The organism is Billgrantia sp. NRB1 (genome assembly GCF_056921725.1).
In genome coordinates this window covers 3276173-3296679 of the sequence record NZ_CM167783.1, presented here as the reverse complement: position 1 = coordinate 3296679, position 20507 = coordinate 3276173, and the positions used below count along the sequence as shown (strand labels likewise).

Here is a 20507-nt window from a genome sequence, read left to right as displayed (position 1 = left end):
CGAGTGCCGCCATGCCTGACCCGGAATTCCTGACCAGCCGCCCGCCGGGGCGGCTCGAAGCGCCGCCGCTGCGTACCGCCTGCAGCCGCCAGCGCAGCCCCGCTGACGCCGCCCGCGAGCTGGCCGAGTCGCTCCATCATCCCGAGCTCGGCTTCGTGCTGTTCTTCTGCAGCGCCGAATACCCGCTGGCCACGCTGGGGGCGGCCCTGCAGTCGGTCTTCGCGGATGTGCCGGTGTCCGGCTGTACCACCGCCGGCGAGATCACCCCGGCCGGCTACTGCCGCGGCTGCATCGTGGCCATCGGCTTCGACCGCCGCGCCTTCGCCGTGGCCCATGCGCTGATCGCCGACCTGGAGGGCTTCGACCTGCTTCAGGCCCAGCGGCTGACCGGCGAGCTGCTCGACGCCTGCCGGCGGGTGTCGCCGGCGCTGGAGGGTGGGCGCCATTTCGCCCTGACCCTGCTCGACGGCCTCTCCAGCAGCGAAGAGCAGGTGCTGGCGACCCTGGATACCGCCCTGGGCCGCATTCCCAGCTTCGGCGGCTCCGCCGGGGACGACAACCGCCTGGCCCATACCCATGTCTACAGCGCCGGGCGCTTTCACAGCGAGGCGGCGGTGGTGGTGATGATCCATACCCGCCTGCCCTTCGAGGTCTTCACCACTCACCACCTGCGCCCGCGGCGGGAGAAGCTGGTGGTGACCGCCGCCGACCGTGAGCGCCGTCGGGTGCTGGAACTCAATGCCGCGCCTGCCGCCGAGGAGTATGCTCGCCTGGTGGGGGTGGCGGTGGCCGACCTGGCGCCTGCGGTGTTCGCCCGCCACCCGCTGGCGGTGCGGATCGGCGAGCGGCACTACGTGCGTTCCATCCAGCGTGCCAACGCCGATGGCAGCTTGAGCTTCTACTGCGCGGTGGAGAATGGCATCGTGCTCACCGCCATGCAGCCCACCCCGCTGCTCGATGACCTCCAGGCGGTGTTCGAGGGCCTGCACGAGCGTCTCGGCGAACCGGCGCTGATCATCGGCTGCGACTGCTTCCTGCGGCGGCTGGAGCTGGAGGCGCTGGGCCAGGTGACGGCGGCATCCGGCCTGCTGGGGCGCGAGCGGGTGGTCGGCTTCAACACCTACGGGGAGCAGCACCATGGCATGCACGTCAACCAGACCTTCACCGGGGTCGCCATTGGATCTCGGCCGCTCCCCTGAGCCGGTCGCCGCGGCCAGCGAGCGGGAGCGCGCGCTGCAGGAGGAGAACGCTCGGCTGCGGCGGATCTGCGCGGCGCTGATCGAGCGGGTCGAGGCCGGCGGCGTCGCCGGCAGCGCCCCCTATGCCGCCTTCGAGCACTCGGTGCTGCTGGCCGAGCAGGTCCGCGAGCGCACCGAGACCCTGCAGCATACCCTCGTCGAACTGGATCATGCCAAGGCCGAGGCGGAAGCCGCGAACCTCTCCAAGACCAAATTCCTGGCTGCGGTCAGCCACGACCTGCTGCAGCCGCTCAACGCCGCCCGGCTGTTCGCCAGCGCCCTGGAAGAGCACCCCCTGCCCGAGCCGTCGCAGCGGCTGGTGGGGCATATCGGCCGCTCGCTCAAGGATGTCGAATCCCTGCTCGGCACCCTGGTGGACATCTCCCGCCTGGATGCCGGCGTGCTCAAGCCGGATATCGCGCCCTTCCGCGTGGGCGAGCTGCTCGACGTGCTGGCCGAGGAGCATCGCCAGCTGGCCGCCGCCCGGGGGCTTCGCCTCGACTATGTGCCGAGCGGCGCGGTGGTCGCCTCCGACCTGGCGCTGCTGGCCCGGGTGGTGCGCAACTTCCTCAGCAATGCGCTGCGCTATACCGAGCGGGGGCGCGTGCTGCTGGGCTGTCGGCGCCGTTCCGAGGGCCTGGAGATCCTGGTGGGCGATACCGGCCCCGGCATTCCCGAGAGCCAGCGCGAGGCGATCTTCCAGGAGTTTCGCCGAGGCGGCAGCGGGCCCCATGATCGCGACCGGGGACTGGGGCTGGGGCTTGCCATCGTCGATCGCATCTGCGGCATGCTGGGCCACCCGCTGCGGCTGGATTCCCGCCCCGGCCAGGGGGCGCTGTTCTCGGTGCGAGTGCCCTATGCGCACCTGCCCGCTGCCGCGGGACGGGGGCGCGCCGTGGGAGAGTCCGGGGAGGGCCAGCAGCGGCTGGCGGGTGCCAGTGTCTGGGTGATCGACAACGACGCGGCGATTCGCGAGGGCATGCGGGCGCTGCTGGGCGGCTGGGGCTGTCGGGTGCTCACCGCGGCCTCACTGGACGAGCTGGAGTCGGCGCTCGACGGCCGGCCGGCGGACGTGCTGCTGGTGGACTATCACCTGGAGGAGGGCGGGCCGGACGGCCTGGCGGTGGCGGCCGAGCTGCGTCGCCGCTACCCCGGGCTGCCGGTGGTGGTGATTACCGCCAACCACGACGCCGCCCTCAAGGCGCGCGCCCGGCGTGCGGGCCACGACTGCCTGCTCAAGCCCTTGAAGCCGCTGCGGCTGCGAATGCTGCTGACGACGCTGCTGGAAGCCGGCGACGGCTAAAGCGGCTGGCGTCGCTGGGCTAGCAGCCCCTCCACATCGACGCTGCCGGCGGCGAGGATCGCCTGGACCCGGCTGGTCACGCCGAGCTTGCGCAGGATCGCCGAGACGTGGGTCTTGACCGTGGTCTCGGCGATGTCGAGCTCCCAGGCGATCCACTTGTTGGATTCGCCACGGGTCATGTGGATCAGCACCTCGAGCTGCTTGTCGGTGAGCCGGGCGAAGCGGGCGTCGTCGGCCGGTGGTGCACCCGACGCGGCATCGGCGGGCGTGGCCGCCGCGGGCGGGCGGCGCATGATGTCGGGAGGCAGATAGACCTGTCCTTCGAGGATGCGGTTCAGCGCCGCCAGCAGGTCGTCCCGCGGGGTCGACTTGGGGATGTAGCCCACCGCGCCCATGTCGATGGCCTCGAGAACGATGCGGCGGTCCTGCTCGGCGGAGAGGATCGCCACCGGCAGCCGCGGCAGCGCCTCGCGCAGCTGGGCCAGCCCGGCTAGGCCCTCGGCGTCGGGCAGGCCAAGGTCGAGCAGCAGCAGGTCGAGCTCCTCGAAGGGCTCGGCCTGCTGCAGGGCGCGGGCCAGGCTGTCGGCTTCCAGCAGCCGACAGCCCGGCAGCCCGTTGGCGATCACCGCGCCGATGGCGTCACGGAACAGCGGATGGTCGTCGGCGACCATCAGGGTATACATGGGGCTCTCCTACCAAGGAAGGAGGGGGTCTCCTGCCACGGGAGTATGTCGCACTTCGCCGGATTGACCAAGACTGTGCCTTGTCACCCGAACAACGACAAGACACAGGAGTCACGCCATGATCTACGCCAATCCTGGCCAGTCCGGTTCTCTCATCGCCTTCGAGGCGCGCTACGGCAACTACATCGGCGGTGAGTTCGTCCCGCCGGTGCAGGGGCAGTACTTCGACAACGTCAGTCCGGTCAACGGTGAAGGGTTCTGCCAGATCCCGCGCTCCACCGCCGAGGATATCGAGCTGGCCCTGGACGCGGCCCATGCCGCCGCCCCGGCCTGGGGCAAGACCTCCGCCGCCGAGCGCTCCAACATCCTGCTTAAGATCGCCGATCGCATCGAGCAGAACCTGGAGATGCTGGCCGTGGCCGAGACCTGGGACAACGGCAAGGCGGTGCGCGAGACGCTGAATGCCGACCTGCCGCTCGCCGTGGACCACTTCCGCTACTTCGCCGGCTGTATCCGCGCCCAGGAGGGCACCGCCGCCGATATCGACGCCAACACCGTGGCCTACCATTTCCATGAGCCGCTGGGCGTGGTCGGCCAAATCATCCCCTGGAACTTCCCGCTGCTGATGGCCACCTGGAAGCTGGCCCCGGCGCTGGCCGCCGGCAACTGCGTGGTGCTTAAGCCCGCAGAGCAGACCCCGGCCTCGATTCTCGAGCTCATGAAGCTGGTCGGCGACCTGCTGCCGCCGGGGGTGGTCAACGTGGTCAACGGCTACGGCGCCGAGGCCGGCCAGGCGCTGGCCACAAGCAAGCGCATCGCCAAGATCGCCTTCACCGGCTCCACCCCGGTGGGCGCGCATATCCTCAAGTGCGCCGCCGACAACATCATTCCCTCCACCGTGGAGCTGGGCGGAAAGTCCCCCAACATCTACTTCGCCGACATCATGGATGCCGAGCCGGAGTTCATCGACAAGGCGGCCGAGGGCCTGGTGCTGGCCTTCTTCAACCAGGGCGAGGTCTGCACCTGCCCGTCCCGGGCGCTGATCCAGGAGTCCATGTACGACGCCTTCATGGCCAAGGTCATGGAGAAGGTGGGCAAGATCACCCGTGGAAATCCGCTGGACACCGAGGTCCAGGTGGGGGCCCAGGCGTCCCAGGAGCAGTTCGACAAGATCCTCTCCTACATGGAGGTCGCCCGTGAAGAGGGCGCCGAGTTCCTCACCGGTGGTGACAAGGCGAGCGTCGACCCGGCCTATGCCAGCGGCTACTACATCGAGCCGACCCTGCTCAAGGGCCACAACAAGATGCGCGTGTTCCAGGAGGAGATCTTCGGGCCGGTGGTGGCCGTGACCACCTTCAAGGACGAGGCCGAGGCACTGGCGATTGCCAACGACACCGAGTTCGGGCTGGGCGCCGGGGTGTGGAGCCGCGACATCAACGTCGCCTTCCGCATGGGCCGCGGCATCCAGGCCGGCCGCGTCTGGACCAACTGCTACCACCAGTACCCGGCCCACGCCGCCTTCGGCGGCTACAAGAAGTCCGGCGTCGGCCGCGAGACCCACAAGGTGGCGCTCGCGCACTACCAGCAGACCAAGAACCTGCTGGTGAGCTACGACACCAACCCGCTGGGCTTTTTCTAGCCTCACTTTCCTCGCCCTTGACGAAGGCGCCGGGCGGCTTTTGCCGCCCGGTCACCCAGCCACGCCGCCACGACAAGAAGCCACTCGCAGTGGTCGGCGGCGCCAACGAACGCAGTGTGTCAGAGCAGGAGCATAACAATGAGTCAATCCATTCAAGCCTTCTTCGTTCCCACGGTCTCGCTGATGGGCGCCGGTGCCCTCCAGACGCTGCCCGAGCGTATCCAGATGCTCGGCGGCAAGAAACCTCTGGTGGTGACCGACAAGGGCATGACCGCCCTGGGCTATACGGGCAAGCTGACCGAGCTACTGGGTCAGGCCGGCATCGATTCGGTGGTTTTCGATGAGGTCGTGCCCAACCCCACCGATGCCAACGTGGCCGATGGGCTGGCAGTCTACGAGAGTGAAGGCTGTGACATGCTAGTGTCGCTGGGGGGTGGCAGCGCCCACGATTGCTGCAAGGCGATCGGCCTGGTGGCCACCAGCGGCGGAACCATTCACGACTATGAGGGCCTCGACCAGGCCAAGCAGCCGCTGCCGCCCTATATCGCCATCAACACCACCGCGGGCACTGCCAGCGAGATGACTCGCTTCACCATCATTACCAACACCTCGAATCACGTGAAGATGGCCATCGTCGACTGGCGTGTCACCCCGGACGTGGCGGTCAACGACCCTGAGCTGATGGTCGACATGCCGTCGTCGCTGACGGCCGCCACCGGCATGGACGCCCTGACGCATGCGATAGAGGCCTATGTCTCCACCGCCGCCACGCCGATCACCGATGCCTGTGCCCTGCAGGCCATTACCCTGATTGGGCAGTGCCTGCGCCGAGCCGTGGCTCGGGGCGAGGACATGGAGGCTCGCGAGCGAATGGCCTATGCCCAGTACCTGGCGGGCATGGCTTTCAACAACGCGAGTCTCGGCCACGTGCACGCCATGTCCCATCAGCTGGGCGGCTTCTACGACCTGCCCCACGGGGTCTGCAACGCCTTGCTGCTGCCCCATGTCTGCGAGGCCAACCTGATGGCGCGCCAGGAGCGCTTCGTGCATATCGCCGAGGCCCTGGGCGAGAACACCGAGGGGTTGGCACTGCGTGAGGCGGCGCGGTTGGCCATCGTGGCGATTCGCAGTCTCTCTGCCGACGTGGGCATTCCGCAGAGTCTGGCCGAACTCGGCGTGCAGGAGAAGGATATCCCGGTGATGGTGGGCAATGCCCAGAAGGATGTCTGTGGGCTTACCAATCCGCGGCGTCTCACCGACGATGAGGTCGCCGCCATCTACCGCGCGGCGCTGTAGTCACCGACCAGAGCTCTCTCGGCAAGCATGTGGTGAGGTTGGGGCGCAACTGAGTTGCGCCCCTTTTTTTCAGGTTCTTCGCAGACTAGCGTGAACCTGTTTCAGGTTTGATGGTGGGAGGCCGGCTCTGCCGGCGGTTCGACGCTTCGACGAAGGCGCCGGAGGCGTCCCATGGGTAGCGCTGCGCGCTACTTCGCGAGCTGAAGCTCCCTCCCACCTAGCCTGTTCACGCTAAAGTGCGATGAAGCTTTTTTCATCGGCTTGGGACGTCGCCTCCCGCACGCCGTGATTAGGTCCGCAGGAGCAGGTTGCGCTCATCCAGGTCCCGAAGCAGCTTAGCGAAGGGGGTCTTGAGGACCAGTATCTCGCCGTTGGTCATGGTGACGATGGCGCCGGGCTCGTGGCGGGGCTCGTTCTCCGCCTCGGCTTCCGGTCGAATATGCAGGATCTGGTCGATCTGTAGCAGCAGCACATACTCCTGCTCGGTGGTCGGGTAGTCGCTGACGACTTCGATGAATCGATGGCTCATGGTCGCCCCCTGATCATGCGTTGCCTGTCATCAGTGTAGTCCTGGCGTCGGGTCGGTTCCGATCTCCTGCAGCAGCCGGCCGAGCCGGACACCGAGAGCCAGATCCTCCTCGACGCCGAAGTGACGGTGGCGCAGCCGGCCCCAGGCATCGATCAGTAATGGCCTGCCTCCAGGCCCAGCACCTCGGCTTCCCGGAGGCGTCGTCGACGCAGGTCCCAGAGCGCGGCGGCGGCCAGCAGCGCGAAGCCGACCAGCTCCACCAGGGCGTGATAGTCGATGAACAGCGCATAGAGAATGGCGCCGCTGCCCGCTGTCGCCAGCAGCGTGGGGCCGATGGCGCGGTGGTAGTGAAAGCCGGCGGCCAGGGTCAGCAGCGTCAGCAGCACGAACAGCGCAATGGCGGCGGCCCAGGCCCCCTCATTGAGCGTCAGTCCCAGGCCCAGCAGCGGCAGCAGGCCGACCAGCGCCAGGGTGCCATAGCAGCTGACGAGCGCCATGACTAGCGCCGCCACCCCCAGCATGCCGCGGCGCTGGAGGCGGCGCCAGGCGCGCCGTGGGTCGAGCCGGCGCCGCCACCGCTGGAAGGCCGAAGGCGACGCCTCACCGCGCCGCATGCCCACCTCGATGGAGTGGGCGCCGAAGCTTTCCGCCACCTCGCGGGTCTGCTGGCTGGGGCTCAGCTCGAAGTAGTCGTGACTGGCCACCACCTCGATCTCCTCGAAGCCGGCTTCGGCGAACAGCGCCAGCAGCTCCTCCTTGACCGTGGCGCCCACCACGCACTCCACCCACAGACGCGGGTCCTCGTGGCAGTCCACCGACACCGGCCGGTGAATCACCACGTCGGCCAGCTGCACGCGGCCGTGGGGCTTGAGCACGCGGAACATCTCGGTCACCGCGCGGCGCTTGTCCGGCACCAGGTTGAGCGCGCCGTTGCTGGTGATGGCGTCGACGCTGGCATCGGCCAGCGGCAGCGCCTCCGCCGAGGCCTGGATGACCGCCAGCTGGCTCTCTCCCGCCTGGTCCGCCGTGCGCTTGAGCTTGCGGGTCATGGCGGCCGTCAGGTCCAGGGCGATCACCCGTCCCTCGGGGCCGGCGAGGCGGCTGGCGATCAGGCTGTCGTTGCCGGCGCCGGCACCGATGTCCAGCACCCGGTCGCCGGGACGAACGGCCTCGGCGCGAAAGGGGTAGCCGACCCCGGCGAATGAGGCCTGCAGGGCGTCGGGCATTGCGGCGGTGAGCGAATCGGGATAGCCGAGCCGCCGGCAGGCAGCGCGCCCCACCGGAAAGTGGAAAGGGCCGTCAGGGGTCTCGGCCACGGCCGTGTACATCTCCTGAACGGCGGCGGCGATCTGCTGCCGGGAGTATCCGAGTATGGCCACCATGAGCATTGCTCCTCACGGGTCGCCGGGTGGGCCCTCGCCGCCGGGCGGGTCGGGGTATCGGTCGAGCAGCTGTCGGATGCGCCGCTGCAGTCGCGGAGGGGCGCTGGCGGTTCCGGCGGCCTCCACCCTGGCCCGTAGTCGTTTTTCGAACTCGGCGCGCGTGAAGCAGTCATGACAGCGGTGCAGGTGCCGCTCGATGTCGGCCGCCTGCTGCGATGCCATTTCCTGGTCAAGATAGTCGAAGAGGCGTTCGATCACCTCTTCGCAGCTCAGCTCACGCTCGCTCATGACGGTGACCCTCCCTGTCCTGGTGGTCCCGGGCGTTCGCCACCGATGACCCCAGCCTCCCTGGCCTGCTCCCAGAGCTGTTTCTGCAGGATCCCGCGTGCCCGGCTCAGTCGGGAGCGCACGGTGCCCAGCGGGATCCCCAGCAGTTGCGATGCCTCGAGATACGTATAGCCCTGCACCTCCACCAGCACAATCGTCAGCCGGAAGGGGTCGGGAAGGCTGTCCAGGGCACGCTGCAGGTCTTCATGGAGAAGCCCGTTGAAGAACTGCTCTTCCAGGCTACCCCACCAGAGCAGGAAGGGCTGATGCAGCTGCTGGAAGAGGGTGAAACGGGTGATGTCGAGGTCGTCCGGCGAGGGCGGTTCGCCGCCGGCGGCCGGCTTGGGGCGGCTCTGGCGCCGGCGCCACTCGCTGATGAAGGCGTTGGTGAGAATATGGAACAGCCAGCCCTCGAATCGCCGGGGGTCTCGCAGCTCGTCGAGTCGGGCCCAGGCCTTGCTTACCGCCTCGGCGACGATGTCCTCGGCGTCGTCCGGGTCGCGGGTCAGGCGCAGGGCGTTGCCGTAGAGCCGGTCCAGCAGGGGCTCCAGACGCTGCTCGAACCACTGTCGCCGCTGGGCGCTATCGTGGAACTTCATGGTGGCCCCCGATTCGCTCCGACACCGGCGCTGCGGGCGCGCGGTCGGGGCGCTGGTGGACGGGCTGGCAAGAGACATGGGCCACCTCTGAGCATGGATCGCCCCCGGGATCGGGGCAAGGCTGTCATCGGCAGGGACGCGCCGGTCTCCCCTGGGGTTCCCGGCAAGGGGGAGGCGTCCTGGGGCGGGTCGGGAACCCTGGGCGGGGGTGCTGCGTCCTTGGGGTCACGCGGCCCAGGTGCCGCGTCACGACCCTGACGAGCAAGAGGAGCCAGCATCATGAAGACTCAGACCGCGATCCTGACCGGTGCCGCCCTGACCCTGGCCATGGCCGCCGCCGGCCTGCAGGCCTCGCCCTATCACGGCGACGGCCACCTGCTGGGTACCCCCGACGATCTCTCCTGGGGGCCGGTGGGTTCCATGGGCGAGGGGGCGGAGATCGCCATCATCGAGGGGGATCTCAGCGAGGAGGCCCCCTTCACCTTCCGCCTACGCCTGGCGGATGGCTACGAGATCAAGCCCCATGTCCACCCGGCCTACGAGCGGGTCACGGTGCTCCAGGGCACCCTGCACTTCGCCCACGGCGAGACCTTCGACCCCGATGCTACCAAGACCCTGCCGGTGGGTGGCTTCGCCATCATGGCGCCGGGCGATCCCATGTTCGGCTACGCCGAGGGCGAGACCATCATCCAGCTCCACGGCACCGGCCCCTGGGGCATCGAGTACGTCGACCCGGCCGACGACCCGCGCGGCTAATCGCCTGCGCCAGGGCGAAAGCACGCGCCAACGCAAACGGCGACGCCGGGTGGCGTCGCCGTTTGTTCGTGGGCCGCTTGACGGCATCAGGCCTGGGTGGCGCCGTCCGGCAGCTCGCCCACCGCGCCCGGCATGGCCTGGACGCTGCCGCCCTGGCCGGCCAGGGTAAGGAAGTGCAGGTGGCGTTCGTACTCACAGAGCACGTCGCCGATCACCTGGCCGCGAGTGTAGCCGTTGAGGTCCTTGTCCAGACCGCCCTCGGCCAGGTAGACGTCGAGGCGCACGTAGTAGTCGTCGTCCGCCGGCAGGAAGCTCGGGGTGCGCATGCGGTGCGGGCACACCTGGTAGACGAAGCTGGCGGCATCCTCGAGGTCCACCTGCAGGGTAAGGCGCGGCAGCGGCTCACCCTCGAGGATCTCCTCGGTCACCGTGGCGCTCTGCCCGCGGCTCTCCAGCTCCTGGGCGAACTGGGCCAGCGCCGGGCGAATGGCGTGCTCGATGGAGGCCGCCGCGCCGGCGCGGGTGGAGGTGTCCAGGGCTCGGTCGAGGCGCTCGCGCCAGTCGCCCCCCGGGGCGGTACCGGCGATCTGACGGCGGGCGTCGGCCTTGCTGCCCTCCAGCTTCAGCGCCTTGAACATGCCCCACATGATGGCGAAGATCACCAGCGAGAAGGGCAGGGCGGTGATCACCACCGCGCTCTGCAGGGCGGCCAGCCCCCCGGCCATCAGCAGCGCCACGGTGACCAGGCCGATCACCGCCGACCAGAAGATGCGCAGGCCCACCGGGGCGTCGTGGTTCACGTCGCTGAGGATCGAGGTGAAGTTGGCCAGTACCAGGGCGCCGGAGTCCGCCGAGGTGATGAAGAAGACGATGCCGAGCACCGTCACCACGGCGGCGGTCAGGCCGATCCAGGGGTAGTGCTCGAGCAGGGTGTAGAGGGTGGTCTGGGGCGAGCTGAGCGCCTGCTCGCCGAGCTCGACCACGCCCTGGTTGGCCACCAGCTCGATGCCGCTGTTACCGAAGACCGACATCCACACCATCATGAAGGCCAGCGGGATACCCAGCGCGCCGGCGACGAACTCACGAATGGTACGACCCCGCGAGATACGCGCCAGGAAGAGCCCCACGAAGGGTGTCCAGGCGATCCACCAGCCCCAGAAAAAGATGGTCCACCACATCTTCCACTCGTTGGCTTCCTCGCCGGCGAAGGCGTAGGTGTCGAAGCTCTTGGCGATGAAGCCGGAGAGGTAGTCGCCGGCGTTGTTCACCGCCATGTCGAGCAGCTTCAGGGTATGGCCCTGGAAGAGCACGAACAGAAGCAGGGCCAGCGCCAGCAGCATGTTGAACTCGGAGAGGCGGCGGATGCCCTTCTCCACGCCGCTGACCACCGAGATGGTCGCCAGCACCACCACTAAGGCGATCAGGATCATCTGCACCGAGAGACTCTCGGGCACGTCGAACATGTAGCTGAGCCCGTAGTTGAGCTGCATCACCCCGATGCCGAGGCTGGTGGCGATGCCGAACACCGTGGAGATCACCGCGGTGATGTCCACCGCGTGGCCGATGGGACCGTAGATGCGCTTGCCGAGCAGCGGATAGAGGGCGCTGCGAATCGCCAGCGGCAGGCGGTGGCGGTAGCTGAAGTAGGCCAGCGCCATGCCCATTAGCACGTAGAGCCCCCAGCCGGACAGCCCCCAGTGCAAGAAGGTCTGGACCACCGCGGCGCGCATCGCCTCCTGGCTCTCCGGGGGCATGTCCGGCGGTGCCAGGTAGTGGGCCACCGGCTCGGCGACGCTGAAGAACAGCAGGTCGATGCCGATGCCGGCGGCGAACAGCATCGCCGCCCAGGAGAGCAGCGAAAACTCCGGCCGCGAGTGGTCGGGGCCGAGTCGTACGCTGCCGAAGCGCGAGCAGCCAATCAGCACCACGAAGACCAGGTAGGCGACGATCGCCAGCATGTAGTACCAGCCGAAGGTCTCGCTGACCCAGGCCAGGCCGGCGTCGAAGAAGGCGCCGGCCTGTTCGGTGAAGGTCATGGTGATCACCAGGAACACCAGGATGCCGGCCACGGAGCCGTGGAAGACCACGGGATTGAGCCGGTCGCGTCGCTCGGGAAGCGGGGTGTCATGCGCCATGCAGACGAACTCCAGTTGGTGGAACCTCGGCCGCTGCCTGTCTCGCCGTCACGACGCGCTGTGGATTGTTCCGCACAATCGAAAGCACGCCCGCTCGACGCCGGGGCGAACGGCCACTCTTTTTTGAATGAACGTTCAAATAAAATACGCAGGTCTCGACGGAGGTTCAACCCTTGGGGGCATATCGGGTATGGCTGATGGTCGGGAGGGGGGAGGTGAGTGGCGACAAAAAAGCCCGGCCAGAGAGGCCGGGCCGGGCAGGGGGGCGGGGAACATCGTGGGATGGATCAGTCGCCTTGCGGCTGGCCGCCACGGTACGGGGCCTTGCCCTGGCCCTTGTAGCCGCGGCTGGGCATGGCGGCTTCCAGCGCCGCGATCTGCTCGTCGGTGAGCAGCTCGGCCAGCGCCTCGCGGTGCGCGTCGCGCAGCCCCAGCCATGCCTCGCGGCGCTCGTCCCGAGAGTCGAAGCTCTGGCCGCGCAGTTCGGCCATGTCGGCGTAGAGGGCCTCGCGGGTCTCGCGCAGCACCTCGCGCTCCTCGTTGGAGAGCTCCCAGGAGTCGACCAGGGCGGTCAGCCGCTGCTGCAGGCTGCCGCGCCGATCGCTCCGGTAGGCGTCGCGCTTCTCCTGGCGCATCTCCTGCTTGGCGGCCTTCAGCGCCTCGCGCTGGTCGTCGTCGAGGATCTCGTCCATACGCTGGCGGTGCTGGTCGTGCAGCTCGCGCATGGCCTCGTGGTGCTCGGCGTGGGCGTCTTCCAGGGCGCTGCGGGTCTCGTCGTCGAGGCCGGCGCGCTCGAAGAGCGCCTGGCGATGCGCTTGGAACTGCGCCTGGCGCTGTTCGTGCCAGCCCTTGGCGTCCTTGTCGCCCGCGGTGGCGGACAGCGCCAGCGGTGCAATGGCCACGGCGAGCAGGGCAGGCAGCAGCAGGGTGCGGGACAGCGATGCTTTCATGATGGCGATTCCTTGCGTGGTGAGTTGACGGTGCCAGTCTCCTCGGGCGGCGTGCAGCGGCCATGCAGGAAGTGTGCAAAGCGCGTGCAGGGGCCTCACTCCTCGGGCTGGTACTTGTAGCCCACCCCGTAGACCGAGCGGATGATCTCGCGTTCCGGCCAGACGTCGGCGATCTTGCGCCGCAGCTTCTTGACGTGGCTGTCCACGGTGCGCTCGGAGACGATGCGGTGATCGCGGTACATATGGTCCATCAGCTGGTCCCGGGAGAAGATCCGCCCCGGCGCCTGCATCATCACCTTGAGCAGCTGGAACTCCACGGCGGTCAGTCCCAGGTCCTGGCCCTCGGCCAGGGCGCGCCAGCCGTCGTCGTCCAGCACCAGCCGGTGGGGGTCTTCATGCTGGGGGTCACGGGCCGCCCGGCTGCGGCGTAGCACCGCCTTGACCCGGGCCACCACCTCCCGCGGGCTGAAGGGCTTGCAGATGTAGTCGTCGGCGCCCAGCTCCAGGCCCAGCAGGCGGTCCACCTCCTCGACCCGGGCGGTGAGCATGATCACCGCGATGCCCGGCCAGCGCTGACGAATTTCGCGGCATAGCGTCAGGCCGTCGGTGCCGGGCAGCATCAGGTCGAGGAGCACCAGCGCCGGGCGGCTCTGCGCCTCCTTGAGCCATGGCAGTACGCTGTCGCCATGGTCGATATGGCGGGTGGCAAAGCCGCTGCCCTCCAGGTAGTCGGCCACCAACCGGGCGATCTTGGGTTCGTCCTCCACGATCAGCACGCTGTCGCGGGGAGTGTCGGTGTCGTGCATGGGGTCCCTTCCTTATCGGCTTCGACCGTCGTCATCCAGAGCGGGAAACGTCAGCGTCCAGCATAACCCACCCAGCGGCGAGGGGGAGGGCGAGAGGCTGCCGCCGTGGGTCTTGACCAGGGCGCTGGCGATGGAGAGGCCCAGGCCGCTGCCGCCGCTGGCCCGGCTGCGCGAGCCCTCGACGCGATAGAGCCGGTCGGTGAGCTTGCCCAGCGCTGTCTCGGGCACCCCGGGGGCGCTGTCTTCCCAGGTGACTCGCACCCGCTCGCCGTCACGGGTCAGGGCCACCGCCAGTCGGCCCGGCGGGGTGGTGTAGGCGCAGCTGTTGTCGAGCAGGTTGGTCCACAGCTGGCGCAGGCGGCGGGCGTCGCCGCGGATCCACGCCGGCCCCGGGAGATCGGCGGCGAGCGCCAGGCCGCTGTCGTCGAGCCAGCCGCGGGCCTCGTCGAGACGCGAACGCAGGCTGGCCGCCAGGTCCAGCGGCGCCAGCTGCACCTCCAGGGCGCCGGCGTCGCTCTGGGAAAGCAGCCGCAGGTCGGTGACCAGCCGCTCCAGCTGGCCGACCTCCTGGGAGAGCGAGTGCAGGTTGTCCTGGTTGAGCGGGCGGATGCCGTCCTGCATCGCCTCTATCTCGCCATGCAGCACCGCCAGGGGGGTGCGCAGCTCGTGGGCGATGTCCGAGACCCAGCGCGCCCGGGCCTCGCGGCTCGCCTCCAGGGTGGCGGCCAGCACGTTGAAGTCGCGGGCCAGGCGGGCCAGCTCGTCGCGACCGCGCTCGGGTAGGCGGATGCTGTAGTCGCCCTCGGTGAGGCGGCGGGTGGCCAGCGCCATGCTGCGGGTGCGTCGGCCCAGCCACCAGGCGAGCCCGCCGGCCAGCAGCAGCGAGGCGACCCCCAGGGCGGCAATGATGATGCCCAGGTTGCGCTGCTGGCGGGCGAGGAAGATGCGGTCCATGCGCGCCATCAGCTGCTGGGGCGGACGGTAGCCCAGGGTGCCGACCCGCTCGCCGGCGTGCTCGATGGGCAGCCAGTGCAGTTCGGCGGCCATGGCCTCGTCGTCGGGGGGCAGGCCGATCACCGGCAGCCCCTCGGCGTCGTGGAGCACGAAGTCGCGGGCGTCGCCGAGGCGGCGCTCGATGCCGTGGGCCGGCGGCCCCTCACCGGGCCATACCTGCTGGCGCACCAGCCGCTGCCAGGCCGGCGGCGAGTCGCGCAGCCACTGCCAGTCGCCACGGCGCGCCCACTCCTGGCCGAGCCCCTCGGCCAGGGTCTCGGCGCGGCTCGCCTGGGTGGTCTCCAGGTAGTCGATGAAACCGCGATCCAGGCTGCGCGACACCGCCATGAACACCAGCACGGCGATCACCACGTTGACCACCAGGATGATCACGAACAGCTTGATCCCCAGGCGCGAGATGGCGGGGCGGGGCAGGCGAAAGGTCATGGGGCGGACTCCTGTTGCGGGATGCCGTGGCCGGTGAGGCGCTCGCGCAGTCGCTCCATCATCAGATAGAGGCAGGGTACCAGCACCAGCAGGATGAGGGTGGCGAAGAGCATGCCGAAGCCCAGGGAAATGGCCATGGGAATGATGAAGCGGGCCTGGCGGGAGGTCTCGAAGATCATCGGTGCCAGTCCCAGGAAGGTGGTCAGGGTGGTCATCATGATCGGCCGCAGCCGCCGGGTGGCGGCGGCGACGATCGCCTCGCGGGCGCCGAAGCCCTCGCGGCGCCGGCGGTTGGCGTAGTCGATCAGCACCAGGGCGTCGTTGATCACCACCCCGGAGAGCGCCAGCATGCCCATCAGGCTGATCACCGAGAGGCCGTAGCCCATGATCAGGTGGCCGATCATGGCGCCGATCACCCCGAAGGGGATGGCCGCAAGGACCAGCAGCGGCTGCAGATAGCTGCGAAAGGGGATGGCCAGCAGGGCGTAGAGGGCGAGCAGCGTCAGCCAGCTGGCCTGGGTCAGCGTCGAGACGTTGTCGGCGGTCTCCTGCTGGCGTCCGCCGGGCGTGATCTCAAGCCCGGGCCAGCCGGCCCGCAGGGTGGGGAAGACATCGGCCTCCAGGGTGCCCAGCACCTGGTTGATGCGCTGGTCGGAGGCGGCGTCGGCGGTGACGCTGATCAGGCGTCGGCCGTCGACGCGCTGCAGGGTGGCGGCGGCCCGGCCCAGGCGAATCTCGGCGACCCGGGCCAGCGGAACCTCGAGGCCCTCGGGGGTGCGCACGGGCAGCTGGTAGAGATCGGCGAGGCTGTCGCGGGCCTCGCCGGGCAGGCGCACCTCGACGCGGATCTCGTGGCGGCCGACGAACTGCTCGACGGCGGTGACGCCCTGCAGCGGCCCGCGCAGCTGGCCGGCCAGGTCGCCGCCGGTCAGCCCCAGGGCGCGGCCCTCGGCGGAGAGGCGAATCTCCAGCTGCGGCTTGCCGTCGGCAAGCCCGGTGTCGATGTCGGTGATGCCCTCCAGCGTGCCCAGTTCGTCGGCGAGCCGGCTCGCGGCGGCTTCCAGGGCACCGCTGTCGGGATGCGACAGGCGCAGGGTCAGGCCGGCCCCGGCGCCGGGGCCGCCCACGTCGGCCTCGAAGCGCACCGCCTGCACGCCGGTGAAGTCGCCGGCCTGGTCTCGCCAGGCCCGTGCGACCCGCGACGGTGGCCAGGCGTCGAGACTATCGCGCTCCAGGGTCAGGCGCACCGTCAGGCGGTCGCCGTCGAGCTGGGCGCGGGTGGCGGCGAAGCGCGGCCCGTCGTCGCGCTCGGCCAGCGCCTCAGCGGCACCCAGCAGCTGGTCGCGGTTGCGTCGGTCCTCCTCGACGGGGCTGCCCACCGGCAGGGTCACCGAGGCCTGCACCTGGTCGGACTCCACCCGCGGCATCAGCGAGAAGCCCAGCCGCCCGCTTATGGCCCAGGCCAGGGCCACCGCCAGCACGGCGATGGCCAGGCTGACGGTGAGCAGCCGCTGGTCCAGGCAGCGCTCCAGGAAGGGGGCGAAGCGGTGCTGGGTGACATGCGCGAGCCACCCCTGGAGCCCCCGGCGCAGGCGCTCCAGGGGGCGCTGCCAGGCCGGGGTGGGGCGCCGGGCCGCGCCGTGGGCCAGGTGGGCGGGCAGGATGAACAGCGCCTCCAGCCAGGAGACCAGGAACACCGTGATCACCACCAGCGGCACCACGGCGAAGATCATGCCCAGAAAGCCGGGCAGGAACAGCAGCGGCAGGAAGGCGACGATGTTGGAGAGGATGGCGAAGGTGATCGGCACCGCCATCTCCCGGGCGCCGCGCACCGCCGCCTCGCGCAGCGAGTGGCCCTGCTCCCGGTAGCTGTGGATGTTCTCGCCCACCATGATGGCGTCATCGACCACGATGCCCAGCGCGATCAGGAAGGCGAACATCGACATCATGTTGATCGATACCCCGAGCCAGGGCAGAAACAGCAGGGCGCCGAGGAAGGCGGTGGGGATGCCCAGGGTCACCCAGAAGGCCAGGCGCGCCTCCAGGAAGAGCCCCATCAGCACCAGCACCAGGGCCAGGCCCAGGAAGGCGTTCTTGAGCAGCAGGTCCAGGCGGTCGCGGTAGACCTCCGAGGTGTCGCGGGAGACCGAGAGGCTCAGCCCCTCGGGGAGCTCGGCGCGCAGCCGCTCGAGCTGGGCGTGGACGGCGTCGGAGACCCCGATCGGGGTCTGGTCGCCGATCTGGTAGACCTCCAGGCTCAGCGCTGGCGTGCCGTTGAACAGCACCTCGCGGTCGGTCTCGGTGAAGCCCTCCGTGATCCGGGCGATATCGCCCAGGCGAAGCTGGCCGCCGTCGGGGGTGCCGAGGATGGGCAGCTCGGCGAACTCGCGCGCCTGATCGCGTCGCCCCTGGTAGCGGATCAGCCACTCGCCCTCGGCGGTGGCCAAGCGGCCGCCGGCCAGGTCCTGGGCCTCGTCGCCGATGCGCCCGGCCAGGGTGCGGTGGTCCAGGCCGTGGCGCTGCATCGCCTCGGCGTCGAGCAGCACCTGGATCTCGCGCTCGCGGTGGCCATTGAGCTCGACGCGGGAGATCCCCGGCCCGGCCTGCAGCTCGGCGCGTAGCTCTTCGGCCACGGCATGCAGCAGGTGCTCGTCGACCCAGCCGTGCAGCTGCAGGCTCATCACGCTGCGCGAGCGGCCGGCCAGCCCGAAGCGCGGTGGGTCGGCGGCCGCCGGGAGGGTGGTGATGGCGCCCACCGCCTGCTGAATGTCCTGGTAGACGCGCATCACCTCGACGCCCTCCACCAGGCTGACCGAGACTCGGCCGGCGCTCTCGTTGGCGGTGGCGGTCATCTCGTCGATGCCGTCGACCCCGGCCAGCGCCGCCTCCAGGGGCAGCAGCAGGCTGCGTTCGACCTCCTCTGGGGTGGCGCCGGGATAGCCGATGGCGACGGTGATGATCTCCAGCTCGAAGTCGGGAAAGACCTCTTTCTTGATGGCGCTGGACGCCATTAGCCCACCGACGATCAGCAGCAGCATCAGCAGGTTGGGGGCCACGCCGTGGTGGACCATCCAGGCGATGGGGCCGCGGCGCATCATGCCTCGGGCTCCGCGGTATCGGCGGCAGCGGCAGCGGCAGCTGAGACCGGGCGCTCGTCGGCCGGCGGTCGCGGGCGCAGCGCCATGCCGGGGCGCGGCTGGCCGAGCTGGGAGACCACCACCCGCTCGTCGTCGGCGAGCCCGGTGCCGATCAGCACCTGCGCGTCGCCGCGATGCAGCACGCTGACGCTGCGGTAGCGCAGCCGGTCCTCGTCGTCCAGCACCCACACCTCGTCGCCGGGGCGCAGCGCCCGGGCCGGCAGCTCGATGACCCCGTCGCGTGGCGTGGCGGCGAAGTCGAGTCGCACCAGGTCGCCCAGGCGCAGGGCCGGGCCCTCGTCTGACAAGGCCAGGGGGTCCTCGACGGCCACCAGCAGCTGGGCCTGCAGGCCATTCTCCTCCAGCGCGGGCAGCACGGCGATCAGCTCTCCGTGGCGCTGCTGCCCGGCCGGCCAGCCGCGGCTGCTGAGCACCGCTTCGCTGCCGGGCCCTTCCTCGCTAGCGGCACGCAGCCAGTCGAGGGCCTCGCCGGGCAGGGTGACCCTGACCCAGAAGCGCGAGACGTCCACCAGGTGCACGAGCTCGGTGCCGCTGGCCACTTCGCTGCCGCTGCCCAGCAGCCGGGCCTGGATCATGCCGCGCCAGGGGGCGGTGACGGTGGCGCGCTGCAGGTCGAGCCGGGCGCGGTCGCGCAGCGCCCGGGCCCGCTCCACCTCGGCCTCGGCGCTGCGCCGCTGGGGGTCGCGAAGCACCAGGGCGCGGCGCTCGGCGGGCAGCTCGCGGCCGAAGCTCTGATACTCCGACTGGGCGCGCTGCTGCTCGCCCCGTTCCATGGCCAGGGCGGCTTCGGCCTGGGCCAGGGCGGCCTCGGCCTCGCGCAGGGCGAGCCGCAGGTCGGCGTCGTCGATGTGCGCCAGGGGGGTGCCGGCTTCGACCACCCGGCCGGGCAGCGCCTGGGAGGGGAAGTCGAGCAGCTGGCCGCCCACGCGGCTGGCCAGCCGCGCCTCGCGTTCGGCGACCACCCGGCCGAAGCCGTGCAGCGCCGGGGCGGCCGCGCGGTGCTGGGCGACCACCACCTCGACCAGCGGCGGCGGCGCGGCGGTCGGCGGTCGCCGCTCGATGCGCGGCGGCTGGGTGAGCAGCCACCAGGCGGCGGCGAGCCCCGCGGCCAGCACCAGCAGGGCGGCCAGGGAGCCAAGGTGGACGCGGCCCTGCTGGCGGGGCGGCAGGGCCCGGGGAGGCGACGATGAGGGTGACATGGGCGGCTCGCGGCAGACAGGCGTGAGGCTCCCAGCATCGGCCCTGGGAATGCAGCCAATGGTCATGAATCTTGCAAGCAGTGTGCAAGGCGGGGTGCCCCGCCGTTCCCGCCCGGCGACAGGCTGCTCAGAGCGACAGCAGCAGCAGTATCAGCGGCGGCGACAGCAGCGAGAGGATAAAGCCCGAGACCACGGCCACCGGTACGCAGGCCACGCCGCCGTGCTGCTGAATCACCGGCAGGGTGAAGTCCATGGAGGTGGCGCCGCCGTAGCCGATGGCCAGCGGGGCGTGGCGGCGGATCAGCAGCGGAATCAGCACGAAGGCCAGCAGTTCGCGGGTCAGGTCGTTGAAGAAGGCGACGCCGCCGAGCACCGGGCCGAGCTGGTCGCCGATCAGGATGGCGGAGAGCGAGTACCAGCCAAAGCCGGCGGCCATGGCCAGCCCCTCGTTCCAGCGCAGCTCGAGCAGCGGCGCGGCCAGCAGGCCGCCGATCAGCGAGCTCACCGCCAGGGTGGCGGCGATGGCCAGGCCGTGGCGATTGAGCAGGATCTGGCGCAGCGGCATGCCGGAGTTGCGCAGCTGGCAGCCGATCAGCGCCAGCAGGGCGTAAAGCACCCACTCGGCGAGCCGCTCGGCGCCGTCGTAGATCGCCTGGCCGCCCAGCCAGCCGAGCCCCAGGCCGAGCAGCACGCCGAGGACCACTACCGCCACCAGCGACAGCGAGCCGAGCATGGCGGCCAGCTTGGTGGTCGGAGCGCCGGCCACCACCGGCGAGTCGCCGCCGTGCAGGCCGAGGCGCCGGGACAGCCACCACAGCGCCGCCAGGTTGAGGGCGGTGATCACCGTGAAGAGCTGCAGGGCCTGGCCGCCCATCCGCGACAGCTCCCGGGTCAGCTCCTCCAGGCCCGCCAGGCCGATCCCCATCAGCAGCAGGATGACGTACACCGAGGCGTGTACGCCGTGGTTGATCAGCGCCAGCAGGCCGGCATGGCGCACCGGCACCAGATAGCCCAGCAGCAGCGGCAGCAGCACGATCGCCAGCCCGGTCAGCATGAGAGTCCCTTCT

17 protein-coding genes are annotated in these 20507 nt (G+C 69.9%); 5 read left to right on the top strand and 12 right to left on the bottom strand.

What is annotated here, in order from left to right; genetic code table 11:
* Nucleotides 1–11 precede the first annotated feature (11 nt).
* Together nosP and ACZIYR_RS14930 are read left to right on the top strand one after the other, a co-directional pair.
* On the top strand, nucleotides 12–1199 hold the full coding sequence (nosP, locus tag ACZIYR_RS14935) for a nitric oxide-sensing protein NosP (RefSeq protein ID WP_473034558.1): 1188 nt from the start codon (nucleotides 12–14) through the stop codon (nucleotides 1197–1199).
* A complete protein-coding gene (locus tag ACZIYR_RS14930; protein ID WP_483527245.1) occupies nucleotides 1138–2541 on the top strand; it encodes an ATP-binding response regulator in 1404 nt (467 codons plus the stop codon). Before nosP ends, ACZIYR_RS14930 begins: the two co-directional genes overlap by 62 nt.
* Here the strand turns inward: ACZIYR_RS14930 and ACZIYR_RS14925 are convergent.
* Nucleotides 2538–3224, bottom strand: a complete 687-nt coding sequence (locus ACZIYR_RS14925; protein WP_483527244.1) for a response regulator — start codon at nucleotides 3222–3224, stop codon at nucleotides 2538–2540. The genes ACZIYR_RS14930 and ACZIYR_RS14925 overlap by 4 nt on opposite strands.
* Before the next feature lie 118 nt (nucleotides 3225–3342).
* Here ACZIYR_RS14925 and exaC point away from each other — a divergent pair, with 118 nt between their 5' ends.
* Nucleotides 3343–4863, top strand: coding sequence for an acetaldehyde dehydrogenase ExaC (exaC, locus tag ACZIYR_RS14920; protein WP_483527243.1), 1521 nt, complete (start codon nucleotides 3343–3345; stop codon nucleotides 4861–4863).
* Between the two features lie 138 nt (nucleotides 4864–5001).
* The gene (locus ACZIYR_RS14915; protein ID WP_483527242.1) at nucleotides 5002–6159 is read left to right on the top strand and encodes an iron-containing alcohol dehydrogenase; all 1158 of its coding nucleotides are present in this window, start codon (nucleotides 5002–5004) and stop codon (nucleotides 6157–6159) included.
* A 289-nt stretch (nucleotides 6160–6448) separates the two neighbouring features.
* Here ACZIYR_RS14915 and ACZIYR_RS14910 read toward each other — a convergent pair whose 3' ends face one another.
* From ACZIYR_RS14910 to ACZIYR_RS14895, 4 genes are all read right to left on the bottom strand, one after another.
* Nucleotides 6449–6688, bottom strand: coding sequence for a hypothetical protein (locus tag ACZIYR_RS14910; RefSeq protein ID WP_483527241.1), 240 nt, complete (start codon nucleotides 6686–6688; stop codon nucleotides 6449–6451).
* 152 nt (nucleotides 6689–6840) lie between these two features.
* Nucleotides 6841–8070, bottom strand: a complete 1230-nt coding sequence (locus tag ACZIYR_RS14905; protein ID WP_483527240.1) for a MerC family mercury resistance protein — start codon at nucleotides 8068–8070, stop codon at nucleotides 6841–6843.
* A gap of 12 nt (nucleotides 8071–8082) precedes the next feature.
* Nucleotides 8083–8358, bottom strand: a complete 276-nt coding sequence (locus tag ACZIYR_RS14900) for an anti-sigma factor family protein (protein ID WP_483527239.1) — start codon at nucleotides 8356–8358, stop codon at nucleotides 8083–8085.
* Nucleotides 8355–8996, bottom strand: a complete 642-nt coding sequence (locus tag ACZIYR_RS14895; protein ID WP_483527238.1) for a sigma-70 family RNA polymerase sigma factor — start codon at nucleotides 8994–8996, stop codon at nucleotides 8355–8357. The genes ACZIYR_RS14900 and ACZIYR_RS14895 overlap by 4 nt, the downstream gene beginning before the upstream one ends.
* A 279-nt stretch (nucleotides 8997–9275) precedes the next feature.
* Between ACZIYR_RS14895 and ACZIYR_RS14890 the strand changes: the two genes are divergently transcribed.
* Entirely contained in the window at nucleotides 9276–9752 is a 477-nt protein-coding gene (locus ACZIYR_RS14890) for a cupin domain-containing protein (protein WP_483527237.1), read from the top strand.
* An 86-nt stretch (nucleotides 9753–9838) separates the two neighbouring features.
* On the opposite strand, the gene betT is transcribed toward ACZIYR_RS14890, so the two are convergent.
* The 7 genes from betT to ACZIYR_RS14855 all read right to left on the bottom strand — a co-directional run bounded on the left by betT (nucleotide 9839) and on the right by ACZIYR_RS14855 (nucleotide 20494).
* Nucleotides 9839–11887 (bottom strand): choline BCCT transporter BetT, encoded by a 2049-nt coding sequence (betT, locus tag ACZIYR_RS14885; RefSeq protein WP_483527236.1) that lies wholly within the window; start codon nucleotides 11885–11887, stop codon nucleotides 9839–9841.
* Between the two features lie 287 nt (nucleotides 11888–12174).
* Nucleotides 12175–12837, bottom strand: coding sequence for a hypothetical protein (locus tag ACZIYR_RS14880; RefSeq protein ID WP_483527235.1), 663 nt, complete (start codon nucleotides 12835–12837; stop codon nucleotides 12175–12177).
* Between the two features lie 95 nt (nucleotides 12838–12932).
* Nucleotides 12933–13643, bottom strand: coding sequence for a response regulator (locus ACZIYR_RS14875; protein ID WP_483527234.1), 711 nt, complete (start codon nucleotides 13641–13643; stop codon nucleotides 12933–12935).
* 12 nt (nucleotides 13644–13655) lie between these two features.
* Nucleotides 13656–15083: an ATP-binding protein gene (locus ACZIYR_RS14870; RefSeq protein WP_483527233.1), complete on the bottom strand. Its 1428-nt coding sequence runs from the start codon at nucleotides 15081–15083 to the stop codon at nucleotides 13656–13658.
* Nucleotides 15080–18181 carry an efflux RND transporter permease subunit gene (locus tag ACZIYR_RS14865; protein WP_483527232.1) on the bottom strand — a complete coding sequence of 1034 codons (3102 nt, stop codon included), beginning with the start codon at nucleotides 18179–18181 and terminating at the stop codon, nucleotides 15080–15082. Before ACZIYR_RS14865 ends, ACZIYR_RS14870 begins: the two co-directional genes overlap by 4 nt.
* Nucleotides 18178–19440, bottom strand: a complete 1263-nt coding sequence (locus ACZIYR_RS14860; RefSeq protein WP_473034536.1) for an efflux RND transporter periplasmic adaptor subunit — start codon at nucleotides 19438–19440, stop codon at nucleotides 18178–18180. The genes ACZIYR_RS14865 and ACZIYR_RS14860 overlap by 4 nt, the downstream gene beginning before the upstream one ends.
* 127 nt (nucleotides 19441–19567) lie before the next feature.
* Nucleotides 19568–20494: a LysO family transporter gene (locus tag ACZIYR_RS14855; protein WP_473034535.1), complete on the bottom strand. Its 927-nt coding sequence runs from the start codon at nucleotides 20492–20494 to the stop codon at nucleotides 19568–19570.
* Nucleotides 20495–20507 lie beyond the last annotated feature (13 nt).